The organism is Kitasatospora sp. NPDC127060 (genome assembly GCF_042724935.1).
Lineage (GTDB): Bacteria > Actinomycetota > Actinomycetes > Streptomycetales > Streptomycetaceae > Kitasatospora.
The window spans coordinates 250,402-270,688 of sequence record NZ_JBHXEG010000001.1; the positions used below are offsets into that span (position 1 = coordinate 250,402).

Here is a 20,287-nt window from a genome sequence, read left to right on the forward strand (position 1 = left end):
GGTGATCAGGCGTCGCCGCCGGCGGCGCCCGGGTCGGCCGCGGCCACGTCCAGCAGCTGGTAGCGGTCGATCGCGTCCTTCAGCACCGAACGGTCGACCTTGCCCTGCTTGGCGAGCTCGGTGAGCACGCCAAGGACGACCGACTGGGCGTCGATGTGGAAGAAGCGACGGGCCGCGCCACGGGTGTCGGCGAAGCCGAAGCCGTCGGCGCCCAGCGACTGGTACTGGCCCGGCACCCAGCGGGCGATCTGGTCCGGAACGGCGCGCATCCAGTCGGACACGGCGACGATCGGGCCCTCGGCGCCCTGGAGCTTCTGGGTGACGTACGGCACCCGCTGCTGCTCCTCGGGGTGCAGCAGGTTGAACTCCTCGGCCTCCACCGCGTCGCGGCGCAGCTCGTTCCAGGAGGTCGCGGACCAGACGTCGGCCTTGACGTTCCACTCCTCGGCGAGGATGCGCTGGGCCTCCAGGGCCCACGGCACGGCCACGCCGGAGGCGAGGATCTGGGCCGGGATCTGGCCGGCGGTGCCCGGTGCGTACTTGTGCAGACCCTTGAGGATGCCCTCGACGTCCACGTTCTCGGGCTCGGCCGGCATCTTGATCGGCTCGTTGTAGACGGTCATGTAGTAGAACACGTCCTCGCCGTGCGGGTGCTCGGCGCTGGAGCCGTACATCCGCCGCAGACCGTCCTGGACGATGTGCGCGATCTCGAAGCCGTACGCCGGGTCGTACGCGACGACGCCGGGGTTGGTCGAGGCCAGCAGGTGCGAGTGGCCGTCGGCGTGCTGCAGGCCCTCACCGGTCAGCGTGGTGCGACCGGCGGTGGCGCCGATCACGAAGCCGCGGGCCAGCTGGTCGGCCATCTGCCAGAACTGGTCGCCGGTGCGCTGGAACCCGAACATCGAGTAGAAGACGTAGACCGGGATCAGCGGCTCGCCGTGGGTCGCGTAGGACGAACCGGCGGCGATCAGCGAGGCGGTGCAGCCGGCCTCGGAGATGCCGTCGTGCAGCATCTGGCCGGTCGGCGACTCCTTGTAGGCCAGCAGCAGGTCGCGGTCGACCGACTCGTAGGTCTGGCCCAGCGGGTTGTAGATCTTCGCCGACGGGAACAGCGAGTCCATGCCGAAGGTGCGGTACTCGTCCGGCGCGATCGGCACGAAGCGGTTGCCGATGCCCTTGTCCCGCATGAGGTCCTTGAGCACCCGGACGAACGCCATGGTGGTGGCGATGGTCTGGTTGCCGGAACCCTTCTTGACCGCCTTGTACGCGTCGTCGCCGGGCAGCGCCAGCGGGCGCGGGCGCACCTTGCGGGTGGGCACGAAGCCGCCGAGGCCCTGGCGGCGGTCGTGCATGTACTGGATCTCCTCCGAGTCGCGGCCCGGGTGGTAGTAGGGCGGGTAGCCCTCGTCCAGCTGCTTGTCGGTGATCGGCAGGTGCAGCCGGTCGCGGAAGCGCTTCAGGTCCTCGACCGTCAGCTTCTTCATCTGGTGGGTGGCGTTGCGGCCCTCGAAGTTGGGGCCGAGCGTCCAGCCCTTGACCGTCTGGGCCAGGATGACCGTCGGCTGGCCCTTGTGCTCGCGGGCCGCCTTGAACGCCGCGTAGATCTTCTTGTGGTCGTGGCCGCCGCGACCCAGGTGCTGGATCTGCTGGTCGGTCATGTTCTCGACCATGGCGCGCAGGCGCAGGTCGCCGCCGAAGAAGTGCTCGCGGATGTAGTCGCCGGTCTCGGTGGCGTAGGTCTGGAACTGGCCGTCCGGCGTGGTGTTCATCTTGTTCACCAGGACGCCGTCGCGGTCCTGCGCGAGCAGCGGGTCCCAGGAGCGGTCCCAGATGAGCTTGATCACGTTCCAGCCGGCACCCCGGAACTGGGACTCCAGCTCCTGGATGATCTTGCCGTTGCCGCGGACCGGGCCGTCCAGGCGCTGCAGGTTGCAGTTGACCACGAAGGTCAGGTTGTCCAGGCCCTCACGGGCGGCCAGCGACAGCTGGCCGAGCGACTCGGGCTCGTCCATCTCGCCGTCGCCGAGGAAGGCGTAGACCTGCGAGTCCGAGGTGTCCTTGATGCCCCGGTGCTCCAGGTAGCGGTTCATCCGCGCCTGGTAGATCGCGCCGAGCGGGCCGAGGCCCATCGAGACGGTCGGGAACTCCCAGAAGTCCGGCATCAGCCGCGGGTGCGGGTAGCTGGACAGGCCGTACGGGGCCTTCGACTTCTCCTGGCGGAACGCGTCGAGCTGCTGCTCGTTGAGTCGGTCCAGCAGGAAGGCGCGGGCGTAGATGCCGGGGGAGGCGTGACCCTGGAAGAAGATCTGGTCGCCCGACTCGCCCTCGGCGTCCTTGCCGCGGAAGAAGTAGTTGAAGCCGACGTCGTACAGCGACGCGGAGGAGGCGAAGGTGGCGATGTGGCCACCGACGCCGATGCCCGGACGCTGCGCCCGGGAGACCATGACGGCCGCGTTCCAGCGGGTCGCGTTGAGGATCTTGCGCTCGATCTCCTCGTTGCCGGGGAAGAACGGCTCGTCCTTGGTCGCGATGGTGTTGACGTAGTCCGTGCTGCGCATCTCGGGCACGGCGACACGCTTCTCGCGGGCGCGCTCGATCAGCCGCAGCATCAGGTAACGGGCACGCTCACGCCCCCGCTCGTCGATAGCCGCATCGAGCGACTCCAGCCATTCCGCGGTCTCCTCGGGATCGAAGTCCGGGACCTGACTCGGAAGGCCGCCAATGATGATCGGGTTGCGATCGGATCCGGAAGCCACGCTGTTCCTTCACTGTCGGTCGAAACTGAGGTGTGTCGCGCCGCCTCCATCGTGCTACCGCGCTCGGAGATCCGTCATCTCTACCGATCGGTAACCGTTCCGCCTGGTGGGCGGAACGGTCTGGTGGCGCGCGTCGCGGGCTTCTTCGTCCGCTCCGAACACCCCCGGGTGTTACGAAAAGAGGTGGTCCGACCTGGTGTCCCGTCCACCCGATGGCGGGCGGCCGGGGTGAGGGCCAACAGGAGACTCTACGCCCGCGCACGCGCGGACCCCGAATGCCGTTCGCATCTCGGGCACGCGTACGGCCTGTGGGCCGGGACCACCCGAAGCATCCTTGTCCCACGCAGAGAAGGGCAAATCGGTGTGATTCCCGACACGTCGAACGGCGTGTTCCGGTGTGGCACGTCAACCTTTGGAGGGGATCGGCGGTCGGGTACTTGCGCGAACCGCCGCGCCCGTGTGGACTACGGCAACAGCCTCGGCATGGACGCCGGGCCGAATACTGGAGGTTATTCCCGTGAGCGCGACCGCGGACCCCGCGGACAAGTCCAACAACCCGGCGACCCGTCTGAACTTCGAGGAAGGTCAGATCGTCCAGGAGCTGGGGTACGACGAAGACACTGACCAGGACCTCCGCGAGGGCATCGAGGAGATCACCGGGACGGAGCTCGTCGACGAGGACTACGACGACGTCGCTGACGCCGTCCTGCTGTGGCACCGCGACGACGACGGGGATCTCACCGACTCCCTCGTCGACGCCCTGGAGTACCTGGCCGAGGGCGGTCTGATCTGGCTGCTGACGCCCAAGACCGGCCGGGACGGGCACATCGAGGCCTCCGAGATCGCGGACGCGGCCCGCACCGCCGGTCTGTCCCAGACCAGCTCGATCGCGGTCGCCAAGGACTGGGCGGCCACCCGCCTGGCCACCAAGTCCACGGCGAAGCAGCCCAAGCAGCGCTGAACGGGCCCCTGAGCCCCTTGCCGGGCCCCGTCGGAGGGATTCCCCTCCGGCGGGGCCCGGCGCTTTTCGTGGGCGGGTCCAAGCGCTTTCGCGGGTGGGGCGGGGGGCCTTCCGGGGGCCTTCCGGGGGTGCGGCCGGGGCTTTCCAGTGGGGTTCCGGTGGGGTTCCGGTGCCGGTCTGGTGCGGGTTCGCCGGGCGGTCGGGTGCGGGGTCCGGGAGCGCCGATGCGTTCGCTCAGAGCGGAAGACGTGGCCCGCCCGACGGGCCGGGTCATCCGTTCGGCTCAACGCCGGTCAACGGATGCGAGGATGTCGCCTGCCGGGCCGCGCGCCGCCCGGCCCGCCCGCGTCAGGAAGGTCCCGCACATGGCCATCGAGGTCGGCACCCCGGCTCCGGACTTCGAGCTCCGCACCCAGCACGGGGAGACGGTCCGGCTGGCCGAGTTCCGTGGCCGCAAGCACGTCGTCCTGGTCTTCTACCCGTTCGCCTTCACCGGCGTGTGCACCGGCGAGCTGGGCGCGATCCAGCGCGAACTGGCCGGGCTGCAGAACGGCGACGTCCAGGTGCTCGGGGTCTCCTGCGACTCGCAGTTCTCCCAGCGGGTCCTCGCCGACCGGGAGGGCCTTGAGTTCCCGCTGCTGGCCGACTTCTGGCCGCACGGCGAGGTCGCCCGCGCGTACGGCGTCCTGGACGAGGAGAAGGGCTGCCCGCTGCGCGGCACGTTCGTGATCGACCGGGCCGGCACGGTGCGCTGGAGCGTCGTCAACGGCCTCCCGGACGCCCGGGACGAGCGGGAGTACCTGAAGGTCCTGGCCGGCCTCTGAGGCCCCCGGGGCGCTCCTGCGGAGCCGTCGCGAACCCCGCCGGGCCGGCGCCGTCCCGCGGGGCGCACCGCGACGCACCGGCACCGCCCGTTCGGGCGTGCGTGCGGGAACCCGGTACTACGCTCGGGCCGTTGGCGGAGTGGGGCGTACGTCCGGTTTCGGCGGGCGACGCCCCGAACCGCACCACCGGGGGCACCAGGCGTGCCTCCCGATTCTTGGAGGACACGTGGGAGTCAGCCTCAGCAAGGGCGGCAACGTCTCGCTCACCAAGGAGGCGCCCGGGCTCCAGGCCGTCCTGGTCGGCCTGGGCTGGGACGTCCGGACCACCACCGGGACGGACTTCGACCTGGACGCCAGCGCGCTGCTCTGCAACGAGCAGGGCAAGGTCGGTTCGGACGGGAACTTCGTCTTCTTCAACAACCTCAAGAGCCCGGACGGCTCGGTCGAGCACACCGGCGACAACCGGACCGGCGAGGGCGAGGGCGACGACGAGGCGATCAAGGTCAACCTGGTCGGCGTCCCGGCGGACGTGCAGAAGATCGTCTTCCCGGTGTCGATCTACGACGCCGAGAACCGCGGCCAGAACTTCGGCCAGGTGCGCAACGCGTTCATCCGGGTGGTGAACCAGGAGAACAACGTCGAGCTGGCCCGCTACGACCTCTCCGAGGACGCCTCCACCGAGACCGCGATGGTCTTCGGCGAGCTGTACCGCAGTGGCGCCGAGTGGAAGTTCCGCGCCATCGGCCAGGGCTACGCCTCCGGCCTGCGCGGCATCGCCCAGGACTTCGGCGTCAACGTCTGATCCCTCCTGCGGCGCAAGGGACTTGCGCCCGGTTCCCGGGGCGGCCCCGGACCCCTTCGCGGGTCCGGGGCCGCCCCGGCTTCGTCGGGGCCCGCTGCGCTGCGAGGATGTGAGTTCAGGAAGTTCAGCCGGCCGAAGCGGGCCGGCCGGGGCCGCGGGGGACTACACCTGTATGGCGCCCCGGGAGAAGCAAGGGAGGAAGAACACCATGGTGGTCACGCTCGCCAAGGGCGGGAACGTCTCGCTCACCAAGGCCGCGCCGAACCTGACGCAGGTCCAGATCGGCCTCGGCTGGTCCGCCCGTTCGACCACGGGCGCACCGTTCGACCTCGACGCGAGCGCCCTGCTCTGCGGTGGCGGACGGGTGCTCGGCGACGAGTACTTCGTCTTCTACAACAACCTCAAGAGCCCCGAGGGCTCGGTGGAGCACCAGGGCGACAACCTCGTGGGCGGCGACGACACGGGTGACGACGAGCTGATCCTGGTCAACCTGGAACTGGTCCCGGCCCAGGTGGACAAGGTGGTCTTCGCGGTCTCGATCTACGAGGCCGAGGCCCGGCTGCAGAACTTCGGACAGGTGCGCAACGCCTACATCCGGGTCGTCAACTCCGTCGACGGCCAGGAGATCGCGCGTTACGACCTGTCCGAGGACGCGTCCAGTGAGACTGCGATGATCTTCGGCGAGCTGTACCGGTACGCGGGCGAGTGGAAGTTCCGCGCGGTGGGCCAGGGCTACGCCTCCGGCCTGCGCGGAATCGCGCTCGACTTCGGCGTCAACGTACAGTGAGGGCGTAAATCGGACGTATCACACCCATTCGACGATCACGATCAACGATCGAATGATCGAACGATCATGAGAACAGAGGGCAGTGCGGGGGTGACCTGATCGGGCCCGGCCCGGTCAGGCAGCTCGGGACCAGGCCGCCCCGGCACGGCCAGAACCCGAAAGGTAGCCAACTCCCGTGTTCCTCCGCACATTCGGCTGGTCGTTCGCGATCACCGCACTGGGCCTGATCGCGGCCGGACTGCTCTGGGGAGCCCAAGGCTTCGGCATCGTGCTGATCCTCTCCATCCTGGAGATCTCCCTCTCCTTCGACAACGCGGTGGTCAACGCCACGGTGCTGAAGCGGATGAACCCGTACTGGCAGAAGATCTTCCTGACGGTCGGTGTGCTGATCGCCGTCTTCGGGATGCGTCTGGTCTTCCCCCTGCTGGTCGTCGGTCTCACCGCGAAGCTCAACCCGGCGACGGTGATCGACCTCGCGCTCCACACCGACAAGACCCACGACGGCCTCACCTACGGCCAGTACCTGGAGGCCGCCAACCCGGCCATCGCGGCCTTCGGCGGCGTCTTCCTGCTCATGATCTTCCTGGACTTCGTGTTCGAGGAGAAGGAGCACAACTGGCTGAGCTGGCTGGAGCGCCCGCTGGAGAAGGTGGGCAGGCTGGACGCCCTCTCCAGCGTCGTCGCCCTGGTCGCGCTGGTGCTCGCCTCGCGCTTCTTCGCCGCGGAGCACGCTGAAACCGTTCTGCTGGCCGGCGTGCTCGGCCTGATCACCTACCTCGCCGTCAGCGGCCTCTCCTCGATCTTCGAATCGGGCCTGGACGAGGAGGCCGAGCGCGAGGAGGAGGCCGAGAAGTCCGGCAAGTCGATCGTCCAGGTCGCCGGCAAGGCCGCGTTCTTCCTGTTCCTCTACCTGGAGGTGCTCGACGCGTCGTTCTCCTTCGACGGCGTGGTCGGCGCCTTCGCCATCTCCAACGACATCTTCCAGATCACCCTGGGCCTCGGCATCGGCGCGATGTACATCCGCTCGCTGACCGTCTTCCTGGTCCGCAAGGGCACCCTGGACGACTACGTCTACCTGGAGCACGGCGCGCACTACGCGATCGGCGCGCTGTCGGTGATCCTGCTGGTCGGGATCAAGTACCACATCCCGGAGATCGTCACCGGCCTGATCGGTGTCGCCTTCATCGGGCTGGCCCTCGGCTCCTCGATGCTGCGCAACCGGCGCGAGGCGGCGGAGGACGACAAGCAACTGGTGGGCAGCGGGCAGTAGCCCGGTCCCGCCGACCGGCGGGCGAACACGCGACGGCCGCCTCCGGGGATCCGGGGGCGGCCGTCGCGTTGTGCTCCTGCGGTGTCGGTCCGTTGTCGGCCGAGTGCTGCCGGGGTCAGCCCAGCTGCTGCTCGATCGCGCGCAGCTTGCGCTCCAGCGAGTCCAGCTTCGGCATCGACAGGGTGTCGTCGTCGGCCGTCAGGTCGATGGTGGAGCTGCGGTAGGACGAGGTCGAGCTGCTCGTCGAACCGCTCAGCGAGCTGCTCGTGGAGCCGCTCAGCGAGGAGGACGAGGAGGAGTAGGACGAGGAGGAGTAGGACGAGCCGACGGCGGCACGCGCCCGGCGGCCGGAGTCCAGGGCGGTCGGCTCCAGCGTGCTGGTCGAGCCGGTCGAGGTGTACGGGTCGTGCGCGGCCGAGGTGGCGTGGTCGCTCTCGGGGGCTAGGGCAGGCTCCGTAGCGCTCGGGCCGTCGCCGGCCGCCGTGAGCGCGGGCACCTGACGCCCGCCGCGGGCCCGGGCGAGCATGCCGCCCTGGCGGGAGATGGCCTTCAGCTCGGCCCGCTCGCGGCGGTCGGCGGAACGGGCGCGCACCTTGGCGTCCAGCTTGGCCTGGCGCTCCTCGCGCACCTCCTCGACCGCCTCGTCCAGGCTGCGGACGTTCTCCAGCAGCATCAGCGACCAGGCCGCGTAGGTCTCGCGCGGGGCGCGCAGCCAGCGGACGATCCGGATCTGCGGCAGCGGACGCGGCACCAGGCCCTGCTCGCGCAGCGCGGCCTTGCGGGTCTGCTTCAGCGCCCGGTCGAACAGGATCGCCGCCGAGATCGACATGCCGGAGAAGAACTGCGGGGCGCCGGCGTGGCCCAGGCCGCGCGGGGCGTGCACCCAGTTGAACCAGGCCGAGGCGATCGCGAACACCCAGACCAGCAGGCGGGACCCGAGCGCGGCGTCACCGTGGCTGGCCTCGCGGACGGCGAGCACCGAGCAGAACATCGCGGCGCCGTCCAGGCCGAACGGGACGAGGTACTCCCAGCCGTTGGACAGGCCCAGGTTCTCGATGCCGAAGCCCACCAGGCCGTGGAACGACAGTGCGGCGGCCACGCCGGCGCAGCAGAACAGCAGGGTGTACGAGGAGATGCCGTAGATCATCTCCTTGCGACGGCGGCGCTCCTCGCTGCGCTCCCAGGAGTCGCCGGACTCGTCCTTCTTCGAGCTCTTGAATCGCAGCGTCGCCATCAGGATGGCGACGAACAGCAGGGCTGCGCCGCCGATGACGGTCCAGACCAGCTGTATGGAGGTCAGGTTCATTGCGGGTCGGGCCTCGGGTTTCCGCAGGGGACGGGTTTCACGGTGCGACACAGGCGGTCAGGTCCCGCGGCGCGGGCACCGTCTGACGGTTCGTTCGTCGCCGCACGGCGTGCCCACCGCGCCCGCGCAGGGGCGGACGGGACACCTGTGCGGCTAGACGATATCGCGTCCGAAGGGGCGGCATGTTACGGGAGGGCGGCTTCCACGGGCCAATCGACCCGCCGGTTCGCGTCCGGTGTGGGCGTGAACGGCCGGGCGGGGTAGGGAAAGCGGGATAGGGAAAGGGAAGTCCGGGTATCCGTCGGCCGGGTCGATGCCCGATCATGGACCGGCGGATCGTCAGATGGCCGGACCCGATCGTCGGATCGCCGGGCGGAGGCAGGGGGAGAGGACTCGATGGTCTCGATCTGGGAGTACCTGCGCGGGGACAGGAGCTACACCTTCGACAACCCGGGCGCACAGCACAAGGTCACGCTCACCAAGTCGGCGCCGCAGCACGCGATCACCGGCTCCGCCGCCACCACCGGCTACCTCTACGTCAACCTGCACTGGACCATGCGCTCCGGCGCCTCCCGGCCGAGCACCCGGGACACCGTCAAGCGCCTCTTCAGCCCGCGGATCCTCTCCCCGCTGGAGCCGGACTCGCCCGGGGGCAACGAGCAGGTGAACGTCGACCTCGACCTGGCCTGCATGTACGAACTCTCCGACGGCACCAGGGGCGTGGTGCAACCGCTCGGTGAACTCTTCGGCGACCTGCGGGAACCGCCGTACATCAAACTCAGCGGCGACGACCAGTACGGGGCGCCGTCCGGCGAGACGATGTACGTCAACCTGGAGAAGAAGGACAAGTTCAAGCGGCTGCTGATCTTCGTCTACATCTACGACGGCACCCCGGCCTTCGAGCAGACCCACGCGGTGATAACGATCGTGCCGCAGACCGGGCCGCGGATCGAGATCAAGCTGGACGAACGGGCCCGGGCGGCGCGCTCCTGCGCGGTGGTGCTGATCGAGAACTCCGGGGACAACCAGCTGACGGTGCGCCGCGAGGTGCGCTACGTCAACGGGTTCCAGGCGGACATCGACCGGCTGTACGGGTTCGGGATGCAGTGGCAACGGGGGTACAAGGGGCAGCGGCCGGGGGGCGGCGGGGACTGAGCCCCCGGCAGGGGCCGCGGGGGTCGGCCGGTGGCGGCGAGGTGTCGCGTCGGCGGGGCCGCGGGGGTCGGCCGGTGGGGCGAGGTGCTCCTCCGGCGGGGCCGCGGGCGGTCGTTGCGGCGGCCCCGCCGGGGTGGCTCAGTGGGGCTGGAACTGAGGGCCCTGTGGGGGCAGTGCGAACTCCTCGCCGGCCGGCGCCGGGGGCTGCGGCGGGACGGGGGGCTGCTGGCCGGTGCCGGGCTGCTGTTGCGGGTAGCCGTAGTTGCCGGCGTGCTGCTGCGTCGGGATGGCCTGGGGGTGCTGGGGGTAGCCGTACCCCGTGTCCGGTCGGCCGGGCGGCTGCTGCTGCGGGTACGGCTGGTTGGGCTGGGGGTAGCCGTAGCCGGTCGCGGGCTGCTGCTGGGGGTAGCCGTACCCCGTGCCGGGCTGCGGCTGGGGCTGCGACTGGGGGTAGCCGTAGCCGCCGGGCTGCTGGGCGCCCGGGTGGTGGGGTGGCGCGGGCGGGGCAGGCGGGACGTTCGGGGGCACGGTGGGCGGGGCCGCCGGCGGTGGCGTCATGGTCGGCGGGGTCGCGGGCGGTGCCGGGGGCCGGGACGGCGGCGGCGGGGTCGCCGGGCCGGTCGCGGCCGCTGTGGCCGGAGCCGGGGCGGGGGTGGGCTGCGCCGGGGACCGGTTCGGGGGCTGGGTCGGCGGAACGGCCGGGGTCAGGGTGAAGGTGCCGGGCTCGGGCGTGGCCGCGGAGCGCGGGTCGGGCAGTGGGGTGGCACGCGGGTCGACCGCACCGGTGGGAGTCGCGGTGGACGCGGGCGCGGGCGGCGGGCTCTGGGCAGCCCTGTCCTGGGCCACCTGCTCCTGGGCCTCGTCGTCCACGGTGATGCCGAAGTCGGTGGCCAGACCGATCAGACCCGAGGTGTAGCCCTGGCCGATCGCCCGGAACTTCCAGGAGCCGTTGCGCCGGTACAGCTCGCCCGCGACGAGGGCGGAGACGTTCTCGGCGTCCTCGATCGCGAACTCGGCGAGCGGCACGGCGCCTTCACCGCTCGCGGCGTCGAACAGCAGCAGCCGCAGGCCGGGCACGGCGCGGAACGAGCCGCCCTCGGAGGAGCCGGCCAGCACCACCCGGTCCACCTCGGCGGGCAGCTTGGCGAGCTCGACCTCGATGGTGTCGATGATCTCGGCGCCGCCGGAGGTGTGCTGCTTGGGCAGGTGGCGCACCAGCCCGGAGGGGTGGCGCGGCTGGTTGTAGAAGACGAAGTCGGCGTCCGAACGGACCCTGCCGGTGGCGCCGAGCAGCAGCGCGGACGCGTCCACGTCCGGCGCACCGGGCGTGGCGCTCCAGCGCAGCACGGCGCGGACCGCCGCCGCCGGCAGTGCGATGTTGGCGCCCTTGGCCATCACGTGCGTCATAGCCGACCATCCTGCCTGTTCGCCACCCCTTCGGACAACGTGACCGGGACCGTCGGCGTGGGGGCGGACTTTGCCAAGACTTGCGTCGGATCGGGGTTTGCGGGCGCCGTTCCCCTGATTGTCGGATGATAGGTCCGGGCGGGCAGGGCTTCGGCAGGGCTTCGGCCGGAGGTCGGCCGGACTTCGGCGGGAGGGTTGCCGGGCTACGGCGGGATGTTCCGCGAGTTCAGTGCCCCGGCGCCGGGAACGGCCGGAATCCGTCCGTACGATGGGCATTCGAACGGGCCCCCGGGGGCCGACGGAGGGGAGTCCGCCGGCGGTGCGTCCAGGTGAAACCGCTGGCCGGAGGCCGTCCACCCCGCCGCCCGTCCTGCCGTCCATCCCCGAGGAGAGCACCGTGCGCCATTTCGGCCACCTCGCCGACGACGTCCGCGCCCGGCTGTTCCTGGAGCAGCCGCGCACGTTCACCGCGCGGAGCGAGCCGGCGGTGCTCGCCACCGCCCTCGGCGGCACCCTCTACAGCCCTGCCACCAGGCCCGCACTGGCCGCCGACATCCGAAAGCAGGCGGCGCGCGGCGTGGTGTCGATGGTGCTCTGCCTGGAGGATGCCATCGCCGACCACGAGGTGGGCGCGGGCGAGCGGAACCTGATCGAACAGTTGACGGGCCTGGTCAATGATTTCACCGACTGCACACAGGATCATCCACTCCTCTTCATCAGGGTTCGTACTGCCGAGCAGATCCTCGACCTGGCCGAACGGCTCGGCCCGGCCGTCGGGCTGCTGAGCGGCTTCGTGCTGCCCAAGTTCACCGCGCGCAGCGGCCCCGCCTACCTGGCCGCCCTGGCCGCCGCCGAGGCCGCCACCGGGCGGCGGCTGTTCGCCATGCCCGTCCTGGAATCGCCCGAACTCGCCCATCTGGAGACCAGGCGCGAACAGCTCTTCGGCATCGCCGAACTGCTCGCCGGACACCGCGAACGGGTGCTCGCCGTCCGGCTCGGCGTCACCGACCTGTGCTCCGCCTACGGGCTGCGCCGCTCGCCCGACCTCACGGCGTACGACGTGGCGCTGGTCGCGGCCGTGATCGGGGACGTGGTCAACGTGCTCGGCCGGGCCGACGGCACCGGGTACACCGTGACCGGGCCGGTCTGGGAGTACTTCCCGGTGCAGGAGCGGATGTTCAAGCCGCAGTTGCGCCGCACCCCGTTCGCGGCGACCGCCGGCACCGCCCGGGCCACCGGCGAGGAGGTCCGCCGCCGGATCATCGAGCACGACCTGGACGGGCTGATCCGCGAGGTCGAACTCGACCGTGCCAACGGACTGTTGGGCAAGACCTGCATCCACCCCAGTCACGTCCCCGCCGTGCACGCCCTCTCCGTGGTCACTCACGAGGAGTACTGCGACGCCCGCGACATCCTCCGGCAGGAGCAGGACGGCGGCGGGGTACTCCGATCGGCGTACACGAACAAGATGAACGAGGCCAGGCCGCACCGAGCCTGGGCGGAGCGGGTGCTACTGCGGGCGGAGGTGTTCGGCGTCGCCCGGGAGGACGTGAGCTTCGCGGAGCTGCTGTCCGCCTGCCTGTGCGGCTGACGCCCGGCCGGGCCGTGACCGGAATGTGTGATCCGACGTGTGTGATCCGACCGACCAGCACCACCGAAGGCGGGACCAGCAGTGACGAGAGCGGAACAGTGGCGGAACGGGGCGGAGCGAGGCGGGGCTGAGCGAGGCGGGGCTGAGCTAGGGGCGCGGGGTGGCGCGCCGGAAGGCGTGCCGGCGGATGTGTGGACCGGACGCTGGGTCGCCGAGCGGGCCGGCATCGTGCTGACCGGATCGGAGCGCCTGCCCGAACTCGTCGGCCTGGCCCTGCGGTCCGGCAACCCCAAGCGGGCCCACCTGCTGGTCTCCAGCGTGCTCGGCAAGCACGTTCCGCAGCGGCCCGCCGTCGTGCACGGCGCCGGGCTCGAACTCGGCAGCCGGGTGCGGGAGTTGATCGGTGCCGAGGCGGCCGCCCGAGCCGTCGTGCTCGGCTACGCGGAGACCGCCACCGGCCTCGGCCACAGCGTCGCCGACGGCCTCGACGCGCCCTACCTGCACTCCACCCGCCGCGCCGTCCCCGGAGTGACCCCACTCGGCGGCTTCGAGGAGGAGCACTCCCACGCCACCGGGCACCTGCTGCTCCCCGCCGACCCCGGACTGCTCGCCGGTGACGGGCCGCTGGTGCTGGTGGACGACGAACTCTCGACCGGCCGTACCGTGCTCAACACCATCCGCGAACTGCACGGCCGGCACCCGCGTGACCACTACGTGGTGGTCGCCCTGGTCGACCTGCGCTCCGCCGAAGACCGGCGTCGGCTCGCCGGGGCCGCCGCCGAACTCGGCGTCCGGCTGGACGTGGTGGCCACTGCGAGCGGCGGCCTCGACCTGCCCGAGGACGTCGTGGCCCGGGCCGAGCGGCTGATCGCCTCGGTGCCCCCGGTCGCGCCGCCCCCGGCCGTCGAGCCCGCGCCGCTGGTCCGGGTCGAGCTGGACTGGCCCGCCGGGCTGCCGGACGGCGGGCGGCACGGCTTCACCGCGCCCGACCGGGAGCGGCTCCACGCCGTACTGCCCGCGCTGGCGGGCCAGTTGGCGGCGGCGGTGGGTGGCGCGGAGTCGGAGTCGGAGCCGGCGTCCGGGGTGGCCGAGCGGGTGCTGGTGCTCGGCTGCGAGGAGCTGATGTACGCCCCGCTGCGGCTGGCCGAGGCGCTCGCCCAGCGGCTCGGCGGCGACCGCGTCCGCTACTCCACCACCACCCGCTCGCCCGTCCTCGCCGTGGACGACCCCGGCTACGCCATCCGGACCAGGCTGGCCTTCCCGGCCCACGACGACCCGCAGGATGGCGCCTCGCGCGAGCGCTACGTCTACAACGTCGCCCCCGGTACCGACGGCGCCCGCCGCTTCAACGCGGTGGTGCTGGTGGTGGACGACGTAGCCGACACCCCGGCCCTGCACCAGGGGGAGTACGCGCTGCTGCGCCAGCTGCGGCAGGTCACCGACCGGGTGGTCCTCGCCGTACTGCCCTCGCACCGGCCGGCGCTGCCCACCCCGCTGTACGGGCCGGAGTTCTCCTCGTACCGGCCGGAGGACGTGGCCTGGTTGCTCAAGGACCTCTCCGACGTGCCGCTCGAAGCCCCCACCGAGGAGCGCGAGGAGGCCGTCCAGCAGGGCGGCGCGCACTACGCCGAGTCGCTGCCGGTCGAGTACCGGCCCAGCCCCGAGTACCAGGAGCTGTTCCACCAGGCGCTGCGCGGCTCGGCCCGCCGGATCGCGCTCGCCGTCGGCACCGTCGCCGAGACCCTGCTGCGCGAGCGCGGGCGCGGCCTGGTGCTCGCCTCGCTGGCCCGGGCCGGGACGCCGGTCGGCATCCTGGTCCGCCGCTGGCTGGCCTTCGCCCACGGCCTGGACGTGCCGCACTACGCGGTGTCGATCGTCCGCGGCCGGGGCGTCGACCAGGTCGCCCTGCGCTATCTGGCGGCCCACCACCGGGCGGCGGACGTGGTGTTCGTGGACGGCTGGACCGGCAAGGGCGCGATCACCCGCGAACTCGCCGACGCGCTGGCCGGCACCGCCTTCACCCCGGACCTCGCGGTGCTCGCCGACCCCGGCCGCTGCGTGCGCACCTACGGCACCCGGGACGACTTCCTGATCCCCTCCGCCTGCCTCAACTCCACGGTGTCCGGGCTGGTTTCGCGCACCGTGCTGCGGGCCGGGCTGATCGGCCCCGGGGACTTCCACGGGGCCAAGCACTACGCCGAACTCGCCGGCGGCGACGTGTCAGAGGCCTTCCTGGCCACGGTCGCCGACTGCTTCGAGGACGTCCGCGCCGGCGCCGTCGCGGAGGCCGAACGGCTGGCCGCCGACCCGGACCGCACCCCCGACTGGGCCGGCTGGGCCGCCGTCGAGCGGATCAGCGCCGAGTACGGGATCGACGACGTCAACCTGGTGAAGCCCGGCGTCGGCGAGACGACCCGGGTGCTGCTGCGCCGGGTGCCCTGGCGGGTGCTGGCCCGGCGCGGCGCCGGAGCCGACCTCGACCACGTGCGGCTGCTCGCCGCGCAGCGCGGCGTTCCGGTCGAGGAGGTGGACGGGCTGCCGTACAGCTGCGTGGGCCTCATCCACCCCCGCTACAGTCGGGGAGCGACGGGGGCGAGCGGGCGGGCCGTGACGGGGCGGGAGTCCTGATGGCGGGTGGGGGAGGGATGGTTGGGGTGCCTGGGATAGCCGGTGGGGCCGGTACGGTCGCTGCGGCTGGTCCGGCCGGTTCAGCCGGTACGGTCGCTGCGGCTGGTCCGGCCGGTGTGCTGGTGGCGAGCGATCTGGACCGGACACTCATCTACTCGGAGCGGGCCCTGGCACTGGACGCCCCGGACCACCGCGCGCCGCGGCTGCTCTGCGTCGAGGTGCTGGACGGGCGCCCGCTGTCCTTCCTGACCGAGCGGGCCGCCGCGCTGCTGGCCGACCTGGGCCGGGAAGCCGCCTTCGTGCCCGCCACCACCCGGACCGTCGAGCAGTACCGGCGGGTCAACCTGCCCGGCCCGCAGCCGACTTACGCGATCTGCGCGAACGGCGGACAGCTGCTGGTGGACGGCGAACCGGACCACGACTGGCGCCGGGAGATCTCCACCCGGATCGCGGCCGGCTCGGCACCGCTCGCCGAAGTGGTCCAGCAGCTCGCGCTCCGCGCCGACCCGGAGTGGACCCGCAAGCGGCGGACGGCCGACGAGCAGTTCGCCTACCTGGTCGTCGAACGCGACCGGCTGCCGGACGGCTGGCTCGCCGAACTGACCGGCTGGTGCGCCGAACGCGGCTGGCGGGTCTCGCTGCAGGGCCGCAAGGTGTACGCCGTACCGCAGCCGCTCACCAAGAGCGCCGCGCTCGCCGAGGCCGTCCGGCGCAGCGGCGCGGGCACCGTCCTGGCGGCCGGGGACTCCCTGCTCGATGCCGACCTGCTGGTCGCCGCCGATGCCGGATGGCGCCCCGGGCACGGCGAACTCGCCGACAGCGGATGGTCCGCCCCCGGCGTCACCGCCCTCGCCGAGACGGGGGTGGCGGCGGGGGAGGAGATCGTCCGTCGGTTCCTGGCGACCGCTACCGGCGGGACGCCGGACCGGTCCTAGCCGCAGCACCCGCCGCCGCAGCAGCCCCCGCCCCCGCCCGGGGCCTGCTGCGGGGCGCCGCCGGCCGCGCCGGTCACGGCGACGGTGGACAGCAGCTTCACCGTGTCCGGGTGGCCCTGCGGGCAGACGGCGGGGTCGTTGGCCTGCGCCATCGGGCGGCGGAGCTCGAAGGTGGCACCGCAGGAGCGGCAGCGGAAGTCGTAGCGTGGCATACCCGCAGCGTACCGATGCTTCGCCCGCACCGTCAGGGGAGCTCGGTCCGTAGTGCCAGCGGTGCTCGGTCCGTAGCCTCGGCGGTGCTCTTCCCTCATCCGCTCCTTCCTCGTCGTCAGCGGTGGCCGAGGTCCCCGCGGATCATGCCGATCACCCGAGCCGCCGCGTCCCGCACCGCCGCCAGCTCGGTCAGGAAGAACCAGTAGTCGGGGTGCCGGCCCGCCGCCTCCAGCGTGGCCACCGCGCGGTCCAGCCGGGCCACCGCCTCGTCCAGCGGGGCGGCGTGCCGCGGATCCGGCGCGCTGCGGCCCGCCATCGCCAGGTGCTGGGCGTCCCGTACCGCGAAGCGGGCGCGCTCGACCTCCCGGTTCGGATCGTGCTGCACCTCGTTCAGCTGCCGCAGCCGCTCGTTCACCGCCACCACCGAGCCGTCCGCGGTGTCCAGCAGCGCGCGGACCGTGCCGATCGCCGCCGTCGCATCCGCCCAGCGCTGCTCGTCCCGGGCCCGGGACGCCTCCGCGAGCTTGGCCTCGGCGGCCCGACCGGCCTCGGCGACCTGCTCGGGCACCCGCTGGAGGTCCTGCCAGCAGGCGGTGCTGAAGCGGCGGCGCAGCTCGCTCAGCGCCGGATCCACCGTCCCGGCCTTGGTCTCCAGCGCCTGGATCCGGGTCCGCAGGCTCGACACCCGCCGGTCCAGCTCACGCGCCCGCTCGGGCAGCTGCGCGGCATCGGCGGTGATCGCCTCCGCACGCCGCCGCACGTCTTCGGCACGCTGCAGCGTGGCCGCCACCCCGTGCCGCGCCGGGCCCTCGTTCAGCCGCCCCAGCTCGGGCGCCAACTCGGCCAGCCGGGCCGCCAGTTCATCGGCCCGCAGGCCCGCGCCGCGCACCTCGTCCAGCGTGGTCGCCGCCCGCAGCAGCGCGCGCTTGGCCTGCTCCACGGCCGGGGCGACCCGCATCAGCTGCTGCTCGGCGTGCTGCAGGGCAGGCTGGAGGCGGCGCAGGAAGTCGGTCAGCTCGGCGCGGGCCGAACGGAGCTGGCCCTGCACGTCCGTCAGCAGCCGTCGGGCCTGGGCCGCCGCACCGGCGTCCAGCGCCTCGTTCTCCAGGTTATGGGCGTCGAGGGCGGCCAGGTAGTTCACCGTGACCTGCTCCACCCGGCCGGAGATCGCCGGCAACTCGGCCAGCACCCGCTGCGCCGCCGCGGCGTCCTCCGCCGCCCGCACGGTCTCCACCGCCAACTGCAGCTCCCGCTGGGTCTCGTCCAGCTCGTAGAACGCCTCCTGCGCCGCGGCCCGCGCCTCCCGCGCCTCCGCCCGCACCCCGTCCCCGGCACCCCGTCGGCCCCACCAGCCGCCACTGCCCGCCGACGCCAGCCCGACCGCCCCCAGCGCACCCGCCAGCACCACCGGCAACACCAGCGCGTCGCCCAGCGCACTCCCCGCCCGACGCCGCCTCCGCTGCCCGCTCCCGCCGGCCACCGTCACTGCGCGCTCCCTGCTCCGACCCGCTGATCCGCGCCCATTCTCCCCGATCCCCCCACCCCAAGGGGACCCCGGGGCCCGCCCCACACCACACCACTCCTCCGAACCAGGTACCCTAGGCACTCGTCGTGCGCCCACCGGCCACGAGCGGGGGCGCGTAGCTCAGTGGTAGAGCGCCGCTCTTACAAAGCGGATGTCGGCGGTTCGAAACCGTCCGCGCCCACCCCGTGAACAGCTGAAACGCAGGCTGCGGCCCAGGTCAGGAGCATGATTCCGACCTGGGCCGCAGCCGTTCCGGCAGTCTCGCCACAGAAGTCGACCTCCGGTATGTCGCCCGAACGATCATGGGGGAGCCCCCTGGAGCGTTCCGGTCTGCGCGGTGGGGCTCCACCTGGGGGTGGACGGGGGACGGGGGTGTCCATCGGCCCCGGGGTGGTGGTGAGGGACCGGTGGGCGGAGCAGCCTTGGGGGATGGATTCTCTGCACTCGGCAACCGAGTTGCTGACCGAGACGTGTGTCGTGATCTTCTGTGTGGCCTGGATCGCGGGTGTCCTGTACTTCGCGGTGGTGGGGCGGTCCGGCTTCCGGGGGTGGTTGGGCGGGTTGCGCCGCTCGCTGTTCCGGCGGGTGTTGTTGGGCGTCGGGGTCTATGGGGTGCTCGCCGTGCTGGACCGGACGCGGGGGTTCTGGCGGCACTTGGAGTACTGGCAGCCGGAACTCGCGGTGGTGGGTGTGCTGTTGGCGGTGGCCTCGACCGGACTCCTGCTGTGGGCCCGGTGGGTGCTGGGGACGATGTGGGCGAGCGTGCCGACCGTCCAGGAGCGGCACGAGCTGCGCACCGACGGTCCGTACGGGCTGGTCCGTCACCCCATCTACACCGGTCTGCTGGGTCTGATCGGCGGGGGCGTGCTGGCGTGCGGCTTCGGTGTGTGGGTCGCCTACTTCGTGATCGTGATCCCGTGGCTGCTGCTGCGGGTCCGGGCGGAGGACGGGCTGATGGCCGGCCTGTTCGGTGCGGACTACGAGGGCTACCGGGACCGTGTTCCGGCGCTGATCCCGCGGGGGTGGTCCCGCTCCGGTCCGGCCGGGCGCTGACGGCACCCGGGTGCCGGGGGCGGTGGTCGTGCGTGGTAGGAGAGGTGGGGTGACTACTACCAGGGCGTTCGACGCGGTGCTGTGTGATGTGGACGGGGTGATCCGGTTCTTCGACGGGGCCGGGGTGGCGGCCTTGGAGCGGGCGGCGGGGTTGGGCGAGGGGAGTACGGCGGCGGTCGGGTTCGCGCCGGAGAACGACCTGCCGTTGTTGCTGGGGCGGATCGGCAAGGCGGAGTGGGTGGAGTCGATCGCGCGGGGTTTGGCCGGGCGGGTGCCGGAGTCGGCGGCGCGGGGGCTGGCGGAGGCGTTCGCCGACTCGCCGTTCTGGGCGGACGAGGTCGTGGTGGGGTTGCTGCGGCGGGTGCGGGAGCACTGCCGAGTGGTGCTGGTGACCAATGCGACGGTGTGGCTGGACGAGGACCTGGCGCGGTTGGGGCTGACGGATCTGGCGGACGAGGTGGTGAACAGTTCCCGGGTGGGCAGTGCCAAGCCGGACCGGCGGATCTACGAGGTCGCCGCGGAGCGGGCCGGCGTGGCGCCGGAGCGCTGCCTGTTCGTCGACGACCGGCAGGAGAACGTGGACGCGGCGGTGGCGCTGGGGATGACCGGGCTGCTCTACCAGGGTCCGGAGGATCTGCGGCGGGTGCTGGCGCCTGTTGTGGGTTGACGGGTGGTGTGGGCACCGCCGTTGAGGTGGAGGGTCCGGCCGGGGAGGTGGAGGCCTGCCGGCGGCCGGGTGGGAGACCCTGGTCGGAATGCCGGACAAGCCGCCGGCCGAGTCCGGTGGCGGCTGGCGGTGACGGTGGTGGCGGTCGTGCTGGCGCTGACCCGGTCGGGCTGGACGAGCGCCCGGCTGGGCGGGGCCGGGCCGGGACGGGCGGTGCTGCGCAACGTGGTGGGCGGGCTGCTGGCGATGGCGGTGACGTACAGCGGCGGTGTGCTGCTGGAGCAGATCACCGGTTGAGCGAGCGGGACCGCGGGTTTCGCGGGATGTGGGGGACCAGGGACCGGGGAGCGGCATCCGGGGCCGGAGCGCTCCGACGGTTCGCCCGGGAGGCGGGTCCACGCGCCCTG

Annotated in this window: 16 protein-coding genes, 1 tRNA gene and 1 pseudogene; 13 read left to right on the top strand and 5 right to left on the bottom strand. The window is 72.2% G+C overall.

All coding sequences use genetic code 11. From position 1 onward, the window contains the following. Positions 1–5: 5 nt before the first annotated feature. Positions 6–2,756 carry a pyruvate dehydrogenase (acetyl-transferring), homodimeric type gene (aceE, locus tag ACFWIS_RS01090; RefSeq protein ID WP_380463917.1) on the bottom strand — a complete coding sequence of 917 codons (2,751 nt, stop codon included), beginning with the start codon at positions 2,754–2,756 and terminating at the stop codon, positions 6–8. A gap of 517 nt (positions 2,757–3,273) precedes the next feature. On the opposite strand from aceE, the gene ACFWIS_RS01095 reads away from it, so the two are divergent. The 5 genes from ACFWIS_RS01095 (at position 3,274) to ACFWIS_RS01115 (ending at position 7,400) form a co-directional block, all read left to right on the top strand. Then, positions 3,274–3,717 carry a DUF3052 domain-containing protein gene (locus tag ACFWIS_RS01095; RefSeq protein WP_380463919.1) on the top strand — a complete coding sequence of 148 codons (444 nt, stop codon included), beginning with the start codon at positions 3,274–3,276 and terminating at the stop codon, positions 3,715–3,717. Positions 3,718–4,082: 365 nt separating this feature from the next. Next, a complete protein-coding gene (locus tag ACFWIS_RS01100; protein ID WP_380463921.1) occupies positions 4,083–4,541 on the top strand; it encodes a peroxiredoxin in 459 nt (152 codons plus the stop codon). Between the two features lie 226 nt (positions 4,542–4,767). Next, on the top strand, positions 4,768–5,343 hold the full coding sequence (locus ACFWIS_RS01105; protein ID WP_380463923.1) for a TerD family protein: 576 nt from the start codon (positions 4,768–4,770) through the stop codon (positions 5,341–5,343). Positions 5,344–5,551: 208 nt separating this feature from the next. Then, a complete protein-coding gene (locus ACFWIS_RS01110; protein WP_380455385.1) occupies positions 5,552–6,130 on the top strand; it encodes a TerD family protein in 579 nt (192 codons plus the stop codon). Positions 6,131–6,305: 175 nt separating this feature from the next. After that, entirely contained in the window at positions 6,306–7,400 is a 1,095-nt protein-coding gene (locus tag ACFWIS_RS01115) for a DUF475 domain-containing protein (protein ID WP_380455383.1), read from the top strand. Positions 7,401–7,515: 115 nt separating this feature from the next. Here ACFWIS_RS01115 and ACFWIS_RS01120 read toward each other — a convergent pair whose 3' ends face one another. Then, on the bottom strand, positions 7,516–8,706 hold the full coding sequence (locus ACFWIS_RS01120; RefSeq protein WP_380455381.1) for a DUF2637 domain-containing protein: 1,191 nt from the start codon (positions 8,704–8,706) through the stop codon (positions 7,516–7,518). A gap of 396 nt (positions 8,707–9,102) precedes the next feature. On the opposite strand from ACFWIS_RS01120, the gene ACFWIS_RS01125 reads away from it, so the two are divergent. Continuing rightward, a complete protein-coding gene (locus tag ACFWIS_RS01125; protein ID WP_380455379.1) occupies positions 9,103–9,861 on the top strand; it encodes a Tellurium resistance in 759 nt (252 codons plus the stop codon). Between the two features lie 138 nt (positions 9,862–9,999). Here the strand turns inward: ACFWIS_RS01125 and ACFWIS_RS01130 are convergent, their stop codons facing one another. Beyond that, positions 10,000–11,268 (bottom strand): TerD family protein, encoded by a 1,269-nt coding sequence (locus ACFWIS_RS01130; RefSeq protein ID WP_380455377.1) that lies wholly within the window; start codon positions 11,266–11,268, stop codon positions 10,000–10,002. Positions 11,269–11,665: 397 nt separating this feature from the next. Here ACFWIS_RS01130 and ACFWIS_RS01135 point away from each other — a divergent pair, with 397 nt between their 5' ends. The 3 genes from ACFWIS_RS01135 (at position 11,666) to ACFWIS_RS01145 (ending at position 16,422) form a co-directional block, all read left to right on the top strand. Beyond that, positions 11,666–12,859, top strand: a complete 1,194-nt coding sequence (locus tag ACFWIS_RS01135; RefSeq protein WP_380455375.1) for an HpcH/HpaI aldolase/citrate lyase family protein — start codon at positions 11,666–11,668, stop codon at positions 12,857–12,859. Between the two features lie 189 nt (positions 12,860–13,048). After that, the gene (locus tag ACFWIS_RS01140) at positions 13,049–15,487 is read left to right on the top strand and encodes a phosphoribosyltransferase (protein WP_380455373.1); all 2,439 of its coding nucleotides are present in this window, start codon (positions 13,049–13,051) and stop codon (positions 15,485–15,487) included. A gap of 119 nt (positions 15,488–15,606) precedes the next feature. Beyond that, the gene (locus ACFWIS_RS01145) at positions 15,607–16,422 is read left to right on the top strand and encodes an HAD family hydrolase (protein WP_380455393.1); all 816 of its coding nucleotides are present in this window, start codon (positions 15,607–15,609) and stop codon (positions 16,420–16,422) included. Here ACFWIS_RS01145 and ACFWIS_RS01150 read toward each other — a convergent pair. Beyond that, positions 16,419–16,634, bottom strand: a complete 216-nt coding sequence (locus tag ACFWIS_RS01150; protein WP_380455371.1) for a zinc ribbon domain-containing protein — start codon at positions 16,632–16,634, stop codon at positions 16,419–16,421. The genes ACFWIS_RS01145 and ACFWIS_RS01150 overlap by 4 nt on opposite strands. 116 nt (positions 16,635–16,750) lie before the next feature. After that, positions 16,751–18,121: a hypothetical protein gene (locus tag ACFWIS_RS01155; protein WP_380455369.1), complete on the bottom strand. Its 1,371-nt coding sequence runs from the start codon at positions 18,119–18,121 to the stop codon at positions 16,751–16,753. A gap of 148 nt (positions 18,122–18,269) precedes the next feature. Between ACFWIS_RS01155 and ACFWIS_RS01160 the strand changes: the two genes are divergently transcribed. From ACFWIS_RS01160 to ACFWIS_RS01175, 4 genes and pseudogenes are all read left to right on the top strand, one after another. Continuing rightward, positions 18,270–18,341: transfer RNA gene (locus tag ACFWIS_RS01160), tRNA-Val, on the top strand. A 248-nt stretch (positions 18,342–18,589) separates the two neighbouring features. Continuing rightward, complete coding sequence (locus ACFWIS_RS01165) at positions 18,590–19,213, top strand: methyltransferase family protein (RefSeq protein WP_380455367.1); 624 nt, start codon at positions 18,590–18,592, stop codon at positions 19,211–19,213. A 49-nt stretch (positions 19,214–19,262) separates the two neighbouring features. Beyond that, entirely contained in the window at positions 19,263–19,880 is a 618-nt protein-coding gene (locus ACFWIS_RS01170; RefSeq protein WP_380455366.1) for an HAD family hydrolase, read from the top strand. Positions 19,881–19,997: 117 nt separating this feature from the next. After that, a pseudogene (locus ACFWIS_RS01175) lies at positions 19,998–20,177 on the top strand (VIT family protein); the annotation flags it as partial. Positions 20,178–20,287 lie beyond the last annotated feature (110 nt).